The organism is Erythrobacter litoralis, assembly GCF_001719165.1.
GTDB classification, from domain to species: domain Bacteria; phylum Pseudomonadota; class Alphaproteobacteria; order Sphingomonadales; family Sphingomonadaceae; genus Erythrobacter; species Erythrobacter litoralis.
Genome location: NZ_CP017057.1, coordinates 1,778,213 through 1,793,011 on the forward strand (window position 1 = coordinate 1,778,213; position 14,799 = coordinate 1,793,011).

The 14,799-nt window shown below is 66.9% G+C and carries 11 protein-coding genes and 1 tRNA gene; 8 read left to right on the plus strand and 4 right to left on the minus strand.

Translation table 11 applies throughout. From position 1 onward, the window contains the following. Nucleotides 1-76: 76 nt before the first annotated feature. Nucleotides 77-502 (minus strand): flavodoxin family protein, encoded by a 426-nt coding sequence (locus Ga0102493_RS08505; RefSeq protein ID WP_051697706.1) that lies wholly within the window; start codon nt 500-502, stop codon nt 77-79. A 153-nt stretch (nt 503-655) separates the two neighbouring features. On the opposite strand from Ga0102493_RS08505, the gene recJ reads away from it, so the two are divergent. The 8 genes from recJ (at nt 656) to phoB (ending at nt 9,095) form a co-directional block, all read left to right on the plus strand. Beyond that, nucleotides 656-2,497, plus strand: coding sequence for a single-stranded-DNA-specific exonuclease RecJ (gene recJ / locus Ga0102493_RS08510; protein ID WP_051697606.1), 1,842 nt, complete (start codon nt 656-658; stop codon nt 2,495-2,497). A gap of 125 nt (nt 2,498-2,622) precedes the next feature. Then, nucleotides 2,623-2,697, plus strand: a tRNA-Glu gene (locus Ga0102493_RS08515). Nucleotides 2,698-2,782: 85 nt separating this feature from the next. Then, on the plus strand, nt 2,783-4,027 hold the full coding sequence (locus Ga0102493_RS08520; protein WP_034901241.1) for an ATP-binding protein: 1,245 nt from the start codon (nt 2,783-2,785) through the stop codon (nt 4,025-4,027). Nucleotides 4,028-4,161: 134 nt separating this feature from the next. Continuing rightward, on the plus strand, nt 4,162-5,547 hold the full coding sequence (gene pstC / locus Ga0102493_RS08525) for a phosphate ABC transporter permease subunit PstC (RefSeq protein ID WP_034901238.1): 1,386 nt from the start codon (nt 4,162-4,164) through the stop codon (nt 5,545-5,547). After that, on the plus strand, nt 5,540-6,826 hold the full coding sequence (gene pstA / locus Ga0102493_RS08530) for a phosphate ABC transporter permease PstA (RefSeq protein WP_081845529.1): 1,287 nt from the start codon (nt 5,540-5,542) through the stop codon (nt 6,824-6,826). Before pstC ends, pstA begins: the two co-directional genes overlap by 8 nt. A gap of 17 nt (nt 6,827-6,843) precedes the next feature. Further along, a complete protein-coding gene (gene pstB, locus Ga0102493_RS08535) occupies nt 6,844-7,611 on the plus strand; it encodes a phosphate ABC transporter ATP-binding protein PstB (protein WP_034901233.1) in 768 nt (255 codons plus the stop codon). Further along, nucleotides 7,611-8,279, plus strand: a complete 669-nt coding sequence (gene phoU, locus Ga0102493_RS08540; RefSeq protein WP_174544537.1) for a phosphate signaling complex protein PhoU — start codon at nt 7,611-7,613, stop codon at nt 8,277-8,279. The genes pstB and phoU overlap by 1 nt, the downstream gene beginning before the upstream one ends. Before the next feature lie 126 nt (nt 8,280-8,405). Beyond that, complete coding sequence (phoB, locus tag Ga0102493_RS08545) at nt 8,406-9,095, plus strand: phosphate regulon transcriptional regulator PhoB (protein WP_034901860.1); 690 nt, start codon at nt 8,406-8,408, stop codon at nt 9,093-9,095. A gap of 7 nt (nt 9,096-9,102) precedes the next feature. On the opposite strand, the gene Ga0102493_RS08550 is transcribed toward phoB, so the two are convergent. The 3 genes from Ga0102493_RS08550 to Ga0102493_RS08560 are packed head-to-tail and all read right to left on the minus strand — an operon-like array spanning nt 9,103 to nt 14,796. Beyond that, nucleotides 9,103-9,843, minus strand: coding sequence for an extensin-like domain-containing protein (locus Ga0102493_RS08550; RefSeq protein WP_034901230.1), 741 nt, complete (start codon nt 9,841-9,843; stop codon nt 9,103-9,105). 2 nt (nt 9,844-9,845) lie between these two features. Next, complete coding sequence (locus Ga0102493_RS08555) at nt 9,846-13,352, minus strand: error-prone DNA polymerase (RefSeq protein WP_034901229.1); 3,507 nt, start codon at nt 13,350-13,352, stop codon at nt 9,846-9,848. 4 nt (nt 13,353-13,356) lie between these two features. Beyond that, the gene (locus tag Ga0102493_RS08560) at nt 13,357-14,796 is read right to left on the minus strand and encodes a UdgX family uracil-DNA binding protein (RefSeq protein ID WP_034901858.1); all 1,440 of its coding nucleotides are present in this window, start codon (nt 14,794-14,796) and stop codon (nt 13,357-13,359) included. Nucleotides 14,797-14,799 lie beyond the last annotated feature (3 nt).

Below are 14,799 nucleotides of genomic sequence, written 5' to 3' on the forward strand. Positions count from 1 at the left end.
GGTGGAAGACTTTGACTTGTTTGACGTGCCTCGTCGAGTCCCGAATACTACGTGTTCCAGAGCGGGATGGACGCGCTCAGAAAATCCCCTCGCGAAGACCGGTGGCGAGCGCCTCGCCAAGCTCCGCGCACGCGGCGAGCGTGTCTTCGGGCACGCTCTTGGCCGCGAGAATCGCCTCGGGTGTCTGGGCCGAGAAGTTGACGATCATCCGTTCCGCGACGCGTTTCAGCCGCCAGCCCTGGGCGATCCGGTCGATCTGGCGCTGGGCGCCCTCCCCGTCGGAGCCGGCGGCGATGATCGTGGCGAAGGGGCGCCCCTCGATCCGGCCGAGCACGGGGTAATAGCAGCGGTCGAACATCTCCTTCATCGCCCCGCTCATCGTGGCGAGATTTTCGGGGCAGCAGAAAAGATAGCCGCCCGCCGCCATGATCGCGTCCGGCTCGACCTCGTCGCAGCGCAGCAGGAGGGCATCGCCCGCACCCCCGGCGGCGGCGCGGGCCATCGCCTCGCTCGCCCCGGTGCGGCTGTGCCAGGCGATGAGAAGCCGGTTCCGGATATCGGTTTCGTTCACCGAAAGGGGCCTGCCTCTCCCGCCTGTCGATTGTCAACGCCGCGCCCTGTCGCGCGCGCCTGCGCTGGTGTAGCGTCATCGCCCATGGCAACCCGCTCGCTCCCCCCCGAACCCGGCACCACCAGCGCGCGCGCCTGCGTGCTCGGCGTGACGCAATCGCTGTCGGGCCGGGCGTGGCGCTGGCGCGGCGGCAACATGGATCTCGGCGAAGGCTCAGGCGGAAGCTCAGGCGGCGGCGCGGGCGGACTTGGACATGACATCCTGACGCAATTGCTGATGACCCGCGGTGTCGCCGCCGGAGATGTCGCGCGCCATGCGAGACCTACCCTGCGCGACTTCCTGCCCGACCCTTCGGAATTTCGTGACATGGACCGCGCCGCCCAGCGGATCGCGGCGGCGGTGCTTTCGGGCGAGAAGATCACGATCTACGGCGATTACGATGTCGACGGGGCGACCAGCGCGGCGTTGATGATCGAATTGCTGCGCGGGCTCGGCTCGGACGCGGAATACTACATCCCCGACCGCCTGCTCGAAGGATACGGGCCGAGCGGGGAAGCGCTGGTCAGGCTCGCCGAAACCGGGTCGAGCCTGATCGTGACGGTCGATTGCGGGGCGATGGCGCACGAAGCGCTGGCGATGGCCAAGGCGGCAGGGGTCGACGTGATCGTGGTCGATCACCACAAATGCTCGCCCGAACTTCCCGAGACGGCGGCGCTGGTCAATCCGAACCGCCTCGACGAAAGCGATCTTGCCGCCGCGCATGGCCATCTCGCCGCCGTCGGAGTCGCATTCCTGCTGGCGGTCGCGGTGGTTCGCACGCTGCGCGGCCAGGACTTCTTCGAGGGGCGGCATGAGCCCGATCTCATGGCGCTGCTCGATCTCGTCGCGCTCGGGACAGTGGCCGATGTCGCGGCGCTGCACGGGCTCAACCGCGCCTTCGTCGCACAGGGGCTGAAAGTGCTCGCCCGGCGCCAGCGCATCGGCATGGCCGCGCTGATCGATGCAAGCCGCATCACCCGAGCGCCGATCGCCAGCGACCTCGGCTTTGCGCTCGGCCCGCGGATCAATGCGGGTGGTCGAATCGGGGAATCGACGCTGGGCGTGCGGCTGCTGACGACCCGCGACCCCGAAGAAGCGCGCACGATCTCCGAACAGCTCTCGCAATTGAACGAGGAACGCCGCGCGATCGAGGCGGCGGTGCAGGAAGCGGCCGAGGCGCAGCTGGCCGGGCAGCACAACATGGGTGTTCACGTGCTCGCGGGCACCGGCTGGCATCCCGGCGTGATCGGGATCGTCGCCGGGCGGATCAAGGAGAAGACCGGCAAGCCCGCCATCGTCATCGCGCAGGACGAAACCGATGGCACCGGCAAGGGTTCGGGCCGCTCGATCTCGGGCGTCGATCTCGGCGCCGCGATCATCGCCGCGCGAGAGGCCGGCCTGCTGGTCGCGGGCGGAGGCCATGCCATGGCCGCGGGGCTGACGGTGCCGAACGCGAATCTCTCCGCCTTCACCGAATTCCTCGACGAACGCCTTGCGCGCGATGTCGAACGCGCGCGCGCCGGGCAGGCAATGGCGCTCGATCTTTCGCTTGCACCCGGCGGGCTGACGCCGGACCTGTGCGAAACGCTCGAGGCGGCCGGACCCTATGGCGTCGGCTGGCCCGCACCGCGCATCGCGGTGGGGCCGGTGCGGATCGTCAAGGCGGATATCGTCGGCAAGGATCACCTTCGTCTCATCGCGAGCGGCAATGACGGGCGTTCGTTCAAGGCGATCGCCTTTCGCGCGGCCGAGACCGAGATGGCGCAGACCCTGCTCCACCGCCACCAGGGCCGCCGATTCCATCTTGCCGGGCGGGTCAAGCTCGACGACTGGGGCGCGCGTCCGGCGGCAGAACTCCACCTGGAGGATGCCGCCTTCGCCGACTGATGCGGGGCCGGGGACGGGGCGCTGTAAAAAAACCGCAGCATGTCGCGAAAGCAGGGTTGACCCGTCCCGGCGAGGCCCCTAGATGCGCGCTCTCACGAGCGACAGGCGCTTGTCAAAGCGCACGTGGCCCCTTCGTCTAGCGGTTAGGACGCGGCCCTTTCACGGCTGAAACACGGGTTCGATTCCCGTAGGGGTCACCATTCGCTCGCCCCCTTGCCTCCGGCACGGCGGGCGTTTCCCCCTCCATGCTTTCCTCATCGGTCGCGAGGCGATAAGGCACACATCATGGGCCGGATCGAGACCCTCCCCGTGGCCGGGATTACCCTCGCCGCCGTGACCTTCGTCGCGCTGCTGCTGCTGGGCATTGACCCGGTGGTCGCGCTCGCGGTGCTCGCGGTATGGGTGGGTTCGCTGCTGGTCGCGGCGATCCGTCCGCCCGAGCCGCCGACGGTGCGGGTCGAAAAGAAATTCACCGTCGAATCAATGCGCGGCCTGATCGAGAATTCCTCGATCCCGCTGCTTGTCACCGAACTGGGCGCGATCGCGCTTGCCAATCGCGCGGCGCGGCGGATGCTCGGCCAGCATGTCGTCGGGCAGGATGCGCGGGTGATCTTTCGCCAGCCCGAGGCGATCACCCTGCTCGGCCGCAATCGCGACGGGCAGGCGATCGTGCGCGGATTGGTGCGCCGGCAGGACATCTGGCAGATAAACCGCCAGTCGATCGACGACAGGCTGGCCGTGATCGAACTCATCAACCAGACCGCCGAAGCCGACATTTCCCGCGCACATACCGATTTCGTCGCCAATGCGAGCCACGAACTGCGCACCCCGATGGCCGCGATCCTCGGCTATGTCGAAACCCTGCGCGAAAGCGGGGACAGCCTCGATTCGCCGACCGCGCAGAAATTCCTCGCCACGATCGAGCGCGAGGCGCGGCGCCTGCAGAGCCTCATCAGCGATCTCATGAGCCTGTCGCGGGTCGAGGCGGAAAAGCACGATCCGCCGCAGGACCGGATCGAACTCGCCGCGCTGGTCGAGCGCGCCGCGCGCGAGGGTGCGGGGCCGGACCGGAGCGAGCGGCTGGAATTCGAATTGAGCGCCGCGCCGGTGGTCCATGGCGACCGCCAGCAGCTCGAACAGGTGGTCCGCAATCTCGTCGACAACGCGCTCAAATACGGCGCCGCCGACGCGCCGGTGCGGGTCATGCTCGACCTCTCGCGCGAGAATCAGGCGAGGCTCGTCGTGATCGACCGCGGCGAAGGCATCGCGCCCGAGCAGATCCCGCATCTCACCCGCCGCTTCTACCGCACCGATCCGGGCCGCAGCCGGGCTTCGGGGGGGACCGGGCTCGGCCTTGCGATCGTCAAGCATATCGTGGAACGCCACCGTGGACGGCTCGACATCGACAGCACGCTGGGCGAAGGAACGCGCGTCTCGATCCGCATCCCGCTGGCCGAACCGCAGCAGCCGCAGACCGCACCCGCGGCACAGGATCAGGCCGAACCCAGCGAGGCGCAGGAGATGTCGTGAACGGCGTGTCTTATTTCTTCAACATGCGCCCGCCAAAGGGCAAGGCTTAGCGCGGGGGCCTTTCGCCAGTTCAATGCCCGGCCTACCGGGTTCGAGCCGGATTCGAAGTCGTCCGGGAACAACAGAGTCTTTTGATGTCGCCGATCACGCTTATCCTGATTGCCATCGGGCTTGGTCTTGCCGGCTGGCTCGCCGGCCGCGCGCGGGCGTGGACCTTCCAGAAGGCCGATCCGGGCGCGCGCCCGGTCGCCCGCCCGGTCTACCACGCATGGTATGTCGCGCTCTGGATCGTCCTGCCGCTGATCGTCTTCATCGCCCTCTGGTCGGTGATCGCGCCTCAGCTCGTCACGCAAAGCGTGCTCGCATCGCCCGCTGCGGCGAACCTTCCCGAATTCGGATTCGAACGCGAGGCATGGCTGGCAGAGGCGCGCGCAGTCGCGCAGGGCAATGCGCCCGGTGTCTTCAACGAAGGGGCCGAAGTGCTGATCGCCCCCTATCGCGAGGCGATCGGCCGCTACAGCGTGATCGGGATCGTCATCGCCCTGGTCATCGCATTCGGCGGCGGCGCCTTCGCCTATCTGCGCGTGCGCCCGGATTTCCGCGCCCGCACGAGGGTCGAACGCACCGTGCTCGCCATACTGCTGCTCGCCTCGCTGGTCGCCATCCTGACGACGTTCGGCATCTTCGTGAGCCTCGTCTTCGAGACGGTGCGTTTCTTCGGCATGGTCTCTCCGGTGGATTTCCTGTTCGGGACCTTCTGGAACCCCGACCCGATGAGCAATCCGGAAAACCCGGACGGATCACGCTACGGCGCCATACCGCTGTTCTGGGGGACGATCTTCATCGGCGCGATCATCGCCATGATCGTGGCCATTCCGCTCGGGCTGATGAGCGCGGTCTATCTCACCCAATATGCCGACCGGCGGCTGCGGTCCTGGGTCAAGCCCATGCTCGAAATCCTCGCCGGCGTCCCCACCGTCGTCTACGGCTATTTCGCCGCGCTGACGGTCGCCCCCGCCTTCCGCGACGCGGCGGTGGCGCTCGGCATGACCAATGCCTCGACCGAAAGCGCGCTTGCGGCGGGCATCGTCATGGGCATCATGATCATCCCCTTCGTCTCCTCGATGGCGGACGATTCGATCGCAGCCGTGCCAAGCGCGATGCGCGACGGAAGCCTCGCCATGGGCGCGACCCAGTCGGAAACGATCAAGCGCGTGCTGTTTCCCGCGGCCCTTCCCGGCATCGTCGCGGGCGTCATGCTTGCCGTCAGCCGCGCGATCGGGGAAACGATGATCGTCGTCATGGCCGCCTCGACCGCGGCGAACCTTTCGGCCAACCCGTTCGACCGTATGACCACGGTCACCGTTCAGATCGTCAAGATGCTCACCGGCGAGGGCAGTTTCGACCACCCCACGACGCTCAGCGCCTTTGCGCTGGGCTTCGTCCTGTTCCTCGTCACCCTTGCTCTCAACATCATCGCCCTGCGCGTCGTCAAACGGTTCCGCGAAGCCTATGAGTAGCACACCCCTCACCCCCGACATGGCCGTCATGCAGGCGAGCGAGCCACCGACCCGGACAGCCGCTTTCGAAAAGCGGCTGGCAAAGCGGTATCGCTCCGAGCGCAATTTCAAGGCGCTGGGCCTCGGCGCGATCGGCTTTTCCATCGCGGCGCTGATCTTCCTGCTCGCCAACATGCTGGTGAACGGCATTCCCGGCCTGCAGCGAGCGGAGCTCGCGGTGGAGATCGATTTCGCCGAAGCGGGCGTCACCGGAGACGAGGTCTCGCTCACCGCGCCATCCGCGATGCAGGTGCTGGAACTGCAGGGCCTGCCCGCGGTCGTGGAAATCTACGCCGAACGGTCGCTGGGCGAAGAAGGGGCCGAGCAGGTCTATCGCGGTGCGTGGCGCGATGTCGCCCGCGCGCTCGCGGATGATCCCGCGCTGATCTACGGCAGGACGACGCTGTGGCTGCCGGCTTCCTCCGACCTTGCCTCGGGGCTCAATGACGAAGGGTCACCCGAAATGCAGGCGCTCGCCGACCGGCTGGAGGCCGAGGGCAAGCTTGCCAAGAACTGGGACTGGGGCTTTTTCGCCCGCTCGGATGCGACAAGCCCGCAGATGGCCGGCATCTGGGGGGCATTGAAGGGTTCGATCCTGACGATGCTGGTGACGTTCGTCCTCGCCTTTCCGATCGGCATTCTCTCCGCCCTCTATCTCGAGGAATACGCGCCCAAGAACCGCTGGACCGACCTCATCGAAGTGTCGATCAACAATCTCGCGGCGGTGCCTTCGATCATTTTCGGCCTGCTCGGGCTGGCGGTTTTCCTGACGGTCTTCCCGAACCTGCGCTCGACGCCGATCATCGGTGGCATGACGCTGGCGCTGATGACCATGCCGGTGATCGTCATTTCCGGGCGCAACGCGATCAAGGCGGTCCCGCCGTCGATCCGCGACGGGGCGCTCGCGGTGGGCGCCTCGCCGGTGCAGGTGGTGTTCCACCATGTCCTGCCGCTGGCGCTGCCCGGCATGCTGACCGGCACGATCATCGGCATGGCGCGCGCGCTGGGCGAGACCGCGCCGCTGATCCTGATCGGCATGCGCGCTTTCGTGGCGACGCCGCCCGATGGCTTTACCGCGCCGGCTACTGTACTGCCGATGCAGATTTTCCTGTGGTCGGATGAAATCGACCGCGGCTTCGTCGAGCGGACCAGCGCGACGATCATCGTCCTCCTGCTGTTCCTCCTCATGATGAACGGCATCGCCATCTACCTGCGCAACAAATTCGAGAAGACCTGGTGACTGTCATTCACGAAAACATGGAAGACGCGAGCGCCAAGATCAAAGCGCGGGACGTCTCGGTCTATTACGGGGACAAGAAGGCGATCGACGAGGTGTCGATCGACATCTCGCCCGATTACGTGACCGCCTTCATCGGCCCGTCGGGCTGCGGCAAGTCGACCTTCCTGCGCTGCTTCAACCGCATGAACGACACGATCGCGAGCGCCCGCGTGACCGGCTCGATCGAACTCGAGGGCGAGAACATCCTCGATAACACGATGGACGTGGTGCAATTGCGCGCCCGGGTCGGGATGGTGTTCCAGAAGCCGAATCCGTTCCCGAAATCGATCTACGACAACATCGCCTACGGCCCCAAGATCCACGGCCTCGCCGAAAAGAAGGCCGATCTCGACGTGATCGTGGAAAAGTCGCTGACCCGCGCAGGGCTGTGGGAAGAGGTCAAGGATCGATTGAGCGATTCGGGCACGGCTCTTTCGGGCGGGCAGCAGCAGCGCCTGTGCATCGCGCGCGCCATCGCGGTCGATCCCGAAGTGATCCTGATGGACGAACCCGCTTCCGCGCTCGACCCGATCGCCACGGCCAAGATCGAGGAACTGATCGACGAGCTTTCCGGGCGCTACGCAATCGTCATCGTGACCCATTCGATGCAGCAGGCGGCGCGGGTCAGCCAACGCACGGCTTTCTTTCACCTCGGGAAGATGGTGGAATACGGGCCGACTTCAGACATCTTCACCAATCCCATCGAGGAGCGGACGAAGGATTATATCACAGGACGTTACGGCTGATGGGCGAACATACGGTCAAGGCCTTTGACGAGGACATCACCCGGCTTCGCGGCCTTATCGCGGAGATGGGCGGCCTTGCCGAAGTTGCGATCGCCGAGGCGCTCGACGCGATGGTGCGCGGCGACGTCGAACTCGGCGACCGCGTGGTCGCACGCGACAAGAAGATCGACGCACTGGAGACCGAGGTCGACAAGCTCTCGGTCCGGATCATCGCCCTGCGCGCGCCGATGGCGGACGACCTGCGCGAGGTGATCGCGGCGCTCAAGATCGCCGGCGTGGTCGAACGGATCGGCGATTATTCGAAGAACATCGCCAAGCGTGTCGGCATGATCGAGGGGCGTGACCGGTTCGAACCGCTCACATTGCTGCCCGCGATGGGCGAACTCACCAGCGAAATGGTCCACGACGTGCTCACCGCCTATGCCGCGCGCGACCCTGACCTTGCCCGCGAAGTGATCGCTACCGATGCCAAGGTAGATGCCTTCTACAATTCCATTTTCCGCAATCTCGTCAGTCACATGGTCGAAAACCCCGCGACCATTTCGAGCGCGGCGCAGCTGCTCTTCGTCGCCCGCAATCTCGAGCGCATCGGAGACCATGCGACCAATGTCGCGGAAATGGTCCACTTCGCTGCGACCGGCAATTACCCCCCTGAGGAGGAGCGCTGAGCGCCCCTGTCGCCGGTTCATGTGGATAAGTTGCCGGCCACGATTTCATGAAAGTGCAGCAAAATTGAAACATGGAGCATATCGATCGCCCGTGGCGCTGCCGGGGCAGAATCGAGGATGAAAGCCATGTCCGCTGCGAAACTGCTGCTTGTCGAAGACGATCCCGCGCTTTCCGAACTGCTTGAATACCGATTCCAGAACGAGGGCTACCAGGTCCGCTCCACCGGCGACGGGGACGAGGCCATGGTACTGGCGAGCGAGGACGTGCCCGATCTCATCATCCTCGACTGGATGATCGAGGGCACCAGCGGGATCGAGGTCTGCCGCCGGTTGCGCCGCGACAAGGAAACCGCGCACGTGCCCATCATAATGCTGACCGCGCGCGAGGCCGAGGACGACCGCGTGCGCGGGCTCGAGATCGGCGCGGACGATTACATGACCAAGCCCTTTTCCCCGCGCGAACTGCTCGCCCGCGTCGCCGCCGTGATGCGCCGCATCCGCCCCGCGCTGGCAGGCGAGACGATCGAGGTCGGCGACATCAAGCTCGATCCGGTCGCCCACAAGGTGCAGCGCCGCGGCAAGGCGCTGCAGCTCGGCCCGACCGAATACCGGCTGCTCAAATTCTTCATGGAAAGCCCGGGCCGGGTCTTCAGCCGCGGGCAACTGCTCGACGGGGTGTGGGGCACCGGGTCCGACATCGAGCTGCGCACCGTCGACGTCCATATCCGCCGCCTGCGCAAGGCCATCGGCGTCGAAGGGGCAAAGGATCCGATCCGCACGGTGCGTTCTGCAGGCTACGCTCTCGAGGCGGCCTGACGCGCCGCTACCGGCACGCCCCGGTCCAGCTTCCGCCCTGGTCGAAGTGGAAGTGGTCGGCGTGGGCCGCGTTGTAATCGGGTGAAAGCACGGTCGCGAAGATGTCGCACGCGCCCGCGCGCGCCTCGCGCAGGAACCGTGCCTCTTCGTCGTCGCCCTCCCAGTCGCCGAGCACGCTGATCCGCCGCCCGTCCTCCAGCACGAAAGCGGCAATGTCGATTGCGTTTCCGGTCGCATGTTCGCTCCACGGCGCGTCGGCGTCGCTGTACATGCGGCGGCAGGAGAACGCACCGAGGTGCTCGATTGCGGCAAGCTCGCTGCCGAGGATTTCGCGCGCCGCACGTTCGACGCTCCTGTCGCGCCACAGCTCTAGGCCCGCCGCAAGCGCGCAGGTGACAGGCGGCGTGTCGGGCGCGAGAGGATAGGTTTCGAGCCGGGTTCGATCGGGCCGCGCGCATTCCCCCTCGCCCGCGGGATCGAGCGCTTCATAGGCAACGGCGCTGCGTTCAAGCACGGCGCGGCATTCGCCAGGATCGTCACGCAAAGCGGCGAGCTTTCCCGCGGTCGCCATGCCGAGGGGGTCGCGAAGGTCGAGCGGGGCCCACGGATTGTGTTCGGGATGGGCGCGCAGCCAGCTCGATCCTGCCACCGCCAGCGCGAAGAGCGCCAAAAGGCCCAGCGCGCGCCGGTCCCAGCGGAACCGCCCGATGCGCCGACTGATCGTGGACCTCCTGCGTCTGTTCGCCATGTTCAATGAAAGTCGCGCGACTTGGGAATGATCCGGGCATTGCGCGGATGGCCGCGCGTGTTCGGCAGCTGGTCGATGAGGTCGCGCGGGCGGATCGCCTCATTTTCGGTATCGGCCCGGCTCGCGGGATTCTTGCGGCCCGTGAGTGGTGCGTTCACGTGGTCGGCGCGCGCGACGGGCGCGTTCAGCATGTCGTCCGACAGGCGGTAGAGTTCATGCGTCGCGTCGGTCATGTGGTGGGCGATGACATGGATCACCTCGTCGTCATATTCGACTCGCCCGCGCACTTCCATCAACCGCGCGCCCATGACGACGCGGCGCTGTTTCTCCTTCAGGTCCGGCCACACGACAAGGTTGATGACGCCGGTCTCGTCCTCCAGCGTGATGAAGCACACGCCCTTGGCGCTGCCCGGCCGTTGGCGGATCAGGACGACGCCCGCAACCTGCACCATTGACCGGAACTTGCGGTCCCTGAGGTCGCAGGCGCGCACGAAGCCGCGATCGGCGAGAGCGGGGCGCAGGAAGGCCATCGGATGCGCCTTCAGCGAAAGGCGGGTGGTCTGGTAATCGGCCACCACCTCTTCCGACAAAGGCATCTGCGGCAGCGCGACCTTCGCCCTCTCCGCCCCCTCCTCGCGCTCTTCGGCGGCGCGGAACAGCGGCAGGTCGGGCGCGGCGACGAGGCTGCGCGCATCCCACAGCGCCTGCCTGCGCGTGAGATCGAGCGAGGTGAAGGCATCCGCGCTCGCAAGCCGCTCGACATGGGCAGGACCGATCCGGGCGCGCTCGCGCAGGCTCGCCACGTCGCGATAGGCGCCGCGCTCCTCGCGCTCGGCGATGAGCTGTGCCGCGACGTGTTCGGGCAGGCCGTCGATCTGGCGCAGGCCGAGGCGCAGGGCGATGTGGCGGTCGAGGCGCCCTCCCCTCGCCTCGCGTGCTTCCCCGATTTCCTCCAGCGTGCAGTCCCACTGCGACAGGTTCACGTCCGCCGGCAGCACCTCGACCCCGTGTTCCCGCGCATCGCGCACGATCTGCGCGGGCGCGTAGAAGCCCATCGGCTGCGAATTGAGCAGGGCGCAGGCGAAGGCGGCGGGGAAATGGCATTTCAGCCAGCTCGACACGTAAACGAGATGCGCGAAGCTCGCCGCGTGGCTTTCGGGAAAGCCGTATTCGCCGAAGCCGCGGATCTGGTTGAAGCACCGCTCGGCGAATTCGCGGTCATAGCCGCGCGTCACCATGCGTTCGACCATCATGTCCTGCAGTTCGTCCACCATGCCGCGGCTGCGGAAGGTCGCCATCGCCTTCCTCAGCCGGTTGGCCTCGGCGCTGGAGAATTTCGCGGCGTCCAATGCGATCTTCATCGCCTGTTCCTGGAAGATCGGCACGCCCAATGTGCGCTCGAGGATGCTCGAAAGCTCGTCGGGTGGCCCGTGCTGCGGCGAAGGCGCCGGGATCGTCACGGCTTCCGCCCCGCGGCGGCGTTTCAGGTAGGGATGGACCATGTCGCCCTGGATCGGACCCGGGCGCACGATCGCGACCTGGATCACGAGATCGTAGAATTCGCGCGGGCGCAGCCGGGGGAGCATGTTCATCTGCGCCCGGCTTTCGACCTGGAACACGCCCAGCGAATCCCCCTTGCGCAGCATCGCATAGGTCTCTGGGTCCTCGCGCGGGACCGTGGCGAGCGTCAGGCTGCGGTCGTGGTGGTCCTCCAGCAGGTCGAGGCATTTGCGGATGCAGGTCAGCATGCCCAATGCCAGCACGTCGACCTTGAGGATGCCGAGCGCCTCGATATCGTCCTTGTCCCATTCGATGAAGCTGCGATCGGGCATCGCGCCATTGCCGATCGGCACCGTCTCGGTCAGCGCGCTCTCGGTCAGGATGAAGCCGCCGACATGCTGCGAGAGGTGGCGCGGCATCCCGATCATCTGCTCGGTGAGTTTCAGCACGCGTTTGAGATGCGGGTCGCTTATGTCGAGCCCGGTCTCGGCGGCGTGCTTCTCGTCGATCTCGCGGCCCCACCCGCCCCACACGGTCCGCGCCAGCGCGCCGGTCACGTCCTCCGACAGGCCCATCGCCTTGCCGACCTCGCGGATCGCCATGCGCGGGCGGTAGTGGATGACCGTGGCGCACAGCCCCGCGCGGTGGCGGCCATAGCGCTGGTAGATGTACTGGATCACCTCCTCGCGCCGCTCGTGCTCGAAATCGACGTCGATGTCGGGCGGCTCCTTGCGTTCCTCGGAAATGAAGCGGTCGAACAGGAGCTGGTGCTTCGCCGGATCGACGCTGGTGATGCCGAGACAGTAGCAAACGGCAGAGTTCGCCGCAGAGCCGCGCCCCTGGCACAGGATCGGCGGATCGACGCCGCGCGCGAAATCCACGATGTCCTTGATCGTGAGGAAATAGCGCGCAAGATCGAGCTTGGCGATCAGCGCCAGTTCGCGTTCGAGCGTGTCGGTGACACTGTCGGGCACGCCCTCCGGATATCGCCGCTCCGCCCCCGCCCAGGTCTCGATCTCGAGATATTCCTGCGGGGCCATACCATCAGGATAGATCTCTTCCGGGTATTCGTAGCGCAGTTCCTCGAGGCTGAAGGTGCATTTATCCGCCACCTCGCGCGCGGCAGATATGGCGTGCGGCCAGCGCTCGAACAGGCGGGCCATCTCCTGCGGGGATTTCAGGTGGCGCTCGGCATTGGCGTGGAGCAGGTGCCCGGCCTCGGCGACGGTGGTCTTGTGGCGCAGGGCAGTCATCACGTCCTGCAGCGGGCGGCGTTCGGGCGCGTGGTAATGCACTTCGTTCGTCGCGAGCAGGCCAAGCCCGTTCGCCCGCGCGAGCGCGTCGAGCCGGTCGATCCGGGCGATGTCGTCGCCGCGATGGAGATAGCTCGCCGCGATGTGGCGCATCGTGGGCAGGCCGCGCGCGAGATGCGGCAGGAGATCGGGCAGCGCGCCCCGGACCGTGCCAGAGAACTCGCTCCCGTCGAGCGCGACGACATTGCTCGCCCAGGCGGGAACGGTGAAGTGTTCGCCAAGGTCATGGGGCGGGATCAGGATGAGCTCGCTGCCCTCGGCATGGTCGGCGAGCATCGCGCAGTCGATCTCGCACACGCCCTTGTCCTGCCATTCGCCTTCGAGCGTGCTCATGCGGCCCGCGCTGATGAGGCGGCACAGCCGGCCATAGGCGGCGCGGTCCCGGGGGTAGGCAAGGAAGGCGAGGCCCTCGACTGTCTCGATCCGCGTGCCGATGACCGGGCGCAGTTTCAGCGTCTTCGCCTCGGTGTGGATGCGCACGATGCCCGCAAAGCTGTTGGCATCGGCGATCCCGATGGCATCGTAACCGAGGGAGCGCGCGGTCAGGACGAGGTCGACCGCGTCCGACGCGCCGCGCAGGAAGCTGAAGCAGGAGACCAGCCCCAGTTCGACGAAGGGTGCGCGCGGCGGGGTCTCGATAAGGTCGGGATCGACCTCGAGCCGGCGTTTTTCGGGCGTGAGCGGGGCCTCGGGCACGAGGCTAGGCCCCGAGTTCCGCGAGCCGCTCCTTCACCGCGGCAAGGTCGGCGGCGAACAGCGCCGCCTGTTTCTCGCGCGCGTCCCCGTCGAGGCGCAGCAGGTAGGAGGGATGCGCCGTCACCCACAGCTCCGCCCCGCCCTCGAGCGGCATTGGTTCGCCGCGAACTTTCGAGATGCTCACCGTCCTGCCGAGCAGCCCGCGCGCCGCGCTCGCCCCCAGCGCGAGGATCACGCGCGGCTTGACGAGATCGCGCTCCGCCTCAAGCCACCAGCGGCAGGTGTCGATCTCCTTGGCCGCCGGAGACTGATGCAGGCGGCGCTTGCCCCGGGGGACATATTTGAAATGCTTGACCGCATTGGTCACGTAGGCCTCGCCCCGGTCGATCCCGGCACGCTCCAGATATTCGTCGAGCAATTGCCCCGCCGGCCCGACGAAAGGCCGGCCCTTCACATCCTCCTGGTCGCCCGGCTGTTCGCCGACGATCATCAGCGGAGCGGTGCGCGGGCCTTCGCCCATCACGGCGCGGTTTTCGAGTTCGCCGATGGGGCAGGCGCGGCAGCGGGCGATCGCCTCGCCCACGGCGTCCAGCGTTCCGGGCTTGTCGCCCATGTCCTTGCCGCCGGTCTCGACCATCTGCGCTTCCCTCGCCTGCGCGCCGGCGATGAGATCGGGGATCAGCGCCGCCTCTGGCAGGTTCTTCCAGTACTTGCGCGGCATTTCGGAGAGCATCGCCCCGACCTTCAATCGCGCGGGATTGAATATGGAAGCGTAATAGGAGCGCCACAGTTCCTCGACCGGGTCGCCGCCCGGCGCATCGCCGCGCCGCGCCGGGCCGCTTTCGCGCATGGTTTCGCCGTCCCAGTGGATGCAGCCCCTCGGCGTCAGGATCGACCAGTTCATGTTGGCGAAGCGGCGCATGAAGAAGCCCGCCTCGGCGCGCACGATGTGGTGATCGGGCTCGAACCAGGCGACGTAGTGTTCGGCGCCGCCTTCGGCCTCCACGACGCGGAAACGGACGAAGGCGTGCATCTTGTGCGCGTCGCGCCGCACCGCCTTGTCGAGTTCCTCGATCCGGCGCACGTCCGCGTCGGCCTTGTCCTCCATCGCGCGGGGGTTGGACTGGAGCCGCCAGAGCATCCGGTAGAGGAGGCCGAAACGCGCCGGATCGGAATGGAGCGCGGCCTTGCGCGCGAGCTGGAGGAAACGCTTGCTGGCGCGCACCTCGCGCGCGTACTCTGGCGAGACGGGCAGGCGGCGCTCGCCACGGGAGGGGCCTTCGGCGGCGAACAGGTCGCCCGTTCCGCCCGGCTCCACCCAGCTGACCCGGTCGGGCGGCACGTCGCACTGGATCAGCCCCCGCGCCCGTTCGCGCCAGAAGGCGAAATCGTCGGGCTCGGGCAGGTTGACGACGTAATGCGCTCCCAAAGACACATTTTGCATCGA

Coding starts and splice junctions, on each gene's coding strand:
- pstC (WP_034901238.1), top strand. CDS start 4,162: ATGTCGCCGATCACGCTTATCCTGATTGCCATCGGGCTTGGTCTTGCC.
- recJ (WP_051697606.1), top strand. CDS start 656: ATGGCAACCCGCTCGCTCCCCCCCGAACCCGGCACCACCAGCGCGCGC.
- phoB (WP_034901860.1), top strand. CDS start 8,406: ATGTCCGCTGCGAAACTGCTGCTTGTCGAAGACGATCCCGCGCTTTCC.
- pstB (WP_034901233.1), top strand. CDS start 6,844: ATGGAAGACGCGAGCGCCAAGATCAAAGCGCGGGACGTCTCGGTCTAT.
- Ga0102493_RS08550 (WP_034901230.1), bottom strand. CDS start 9,843: ATGGCGAACAGACGCAGGAGGTCCACGATCAGTCGGCGCATCGGGCGG.
- Ga0102493_RS08520 (WP_034901241.1), top strand. CDS start 2,783: ATGGGCCGGATCGAGACCCTCCCCGTGGCCGGGATTACCCTCGCCGCC.
- Ga0102493_RS08505 (WP_051697706.1), bottom strand. CDS start 502: ATGGCCCGCGCCGCCGCCGGGGGTGCGGGCGATGCCCTCCTGCTGCGC.
- pstA (WP_081845529.1), top strand. CDS start 5,540: ATGAGTAGCACACCCCTCACCCCCGACATGGCCGTCATGCAGGCGAGC.
- Ga0102493_RS08560 (WP_034901858.1), bottom strand. CDS start 14,796: ATGCAAAATGTGTCTTTGGGAGCGCATTACGTCGTCAACCTGCCCGAG.
- phoU (WP_174544537.1), top strand. CDS start 7,611: ATGGGCGAACATACGGTCAAGGCCTTTGACGAGGACATCACCCGGCTT.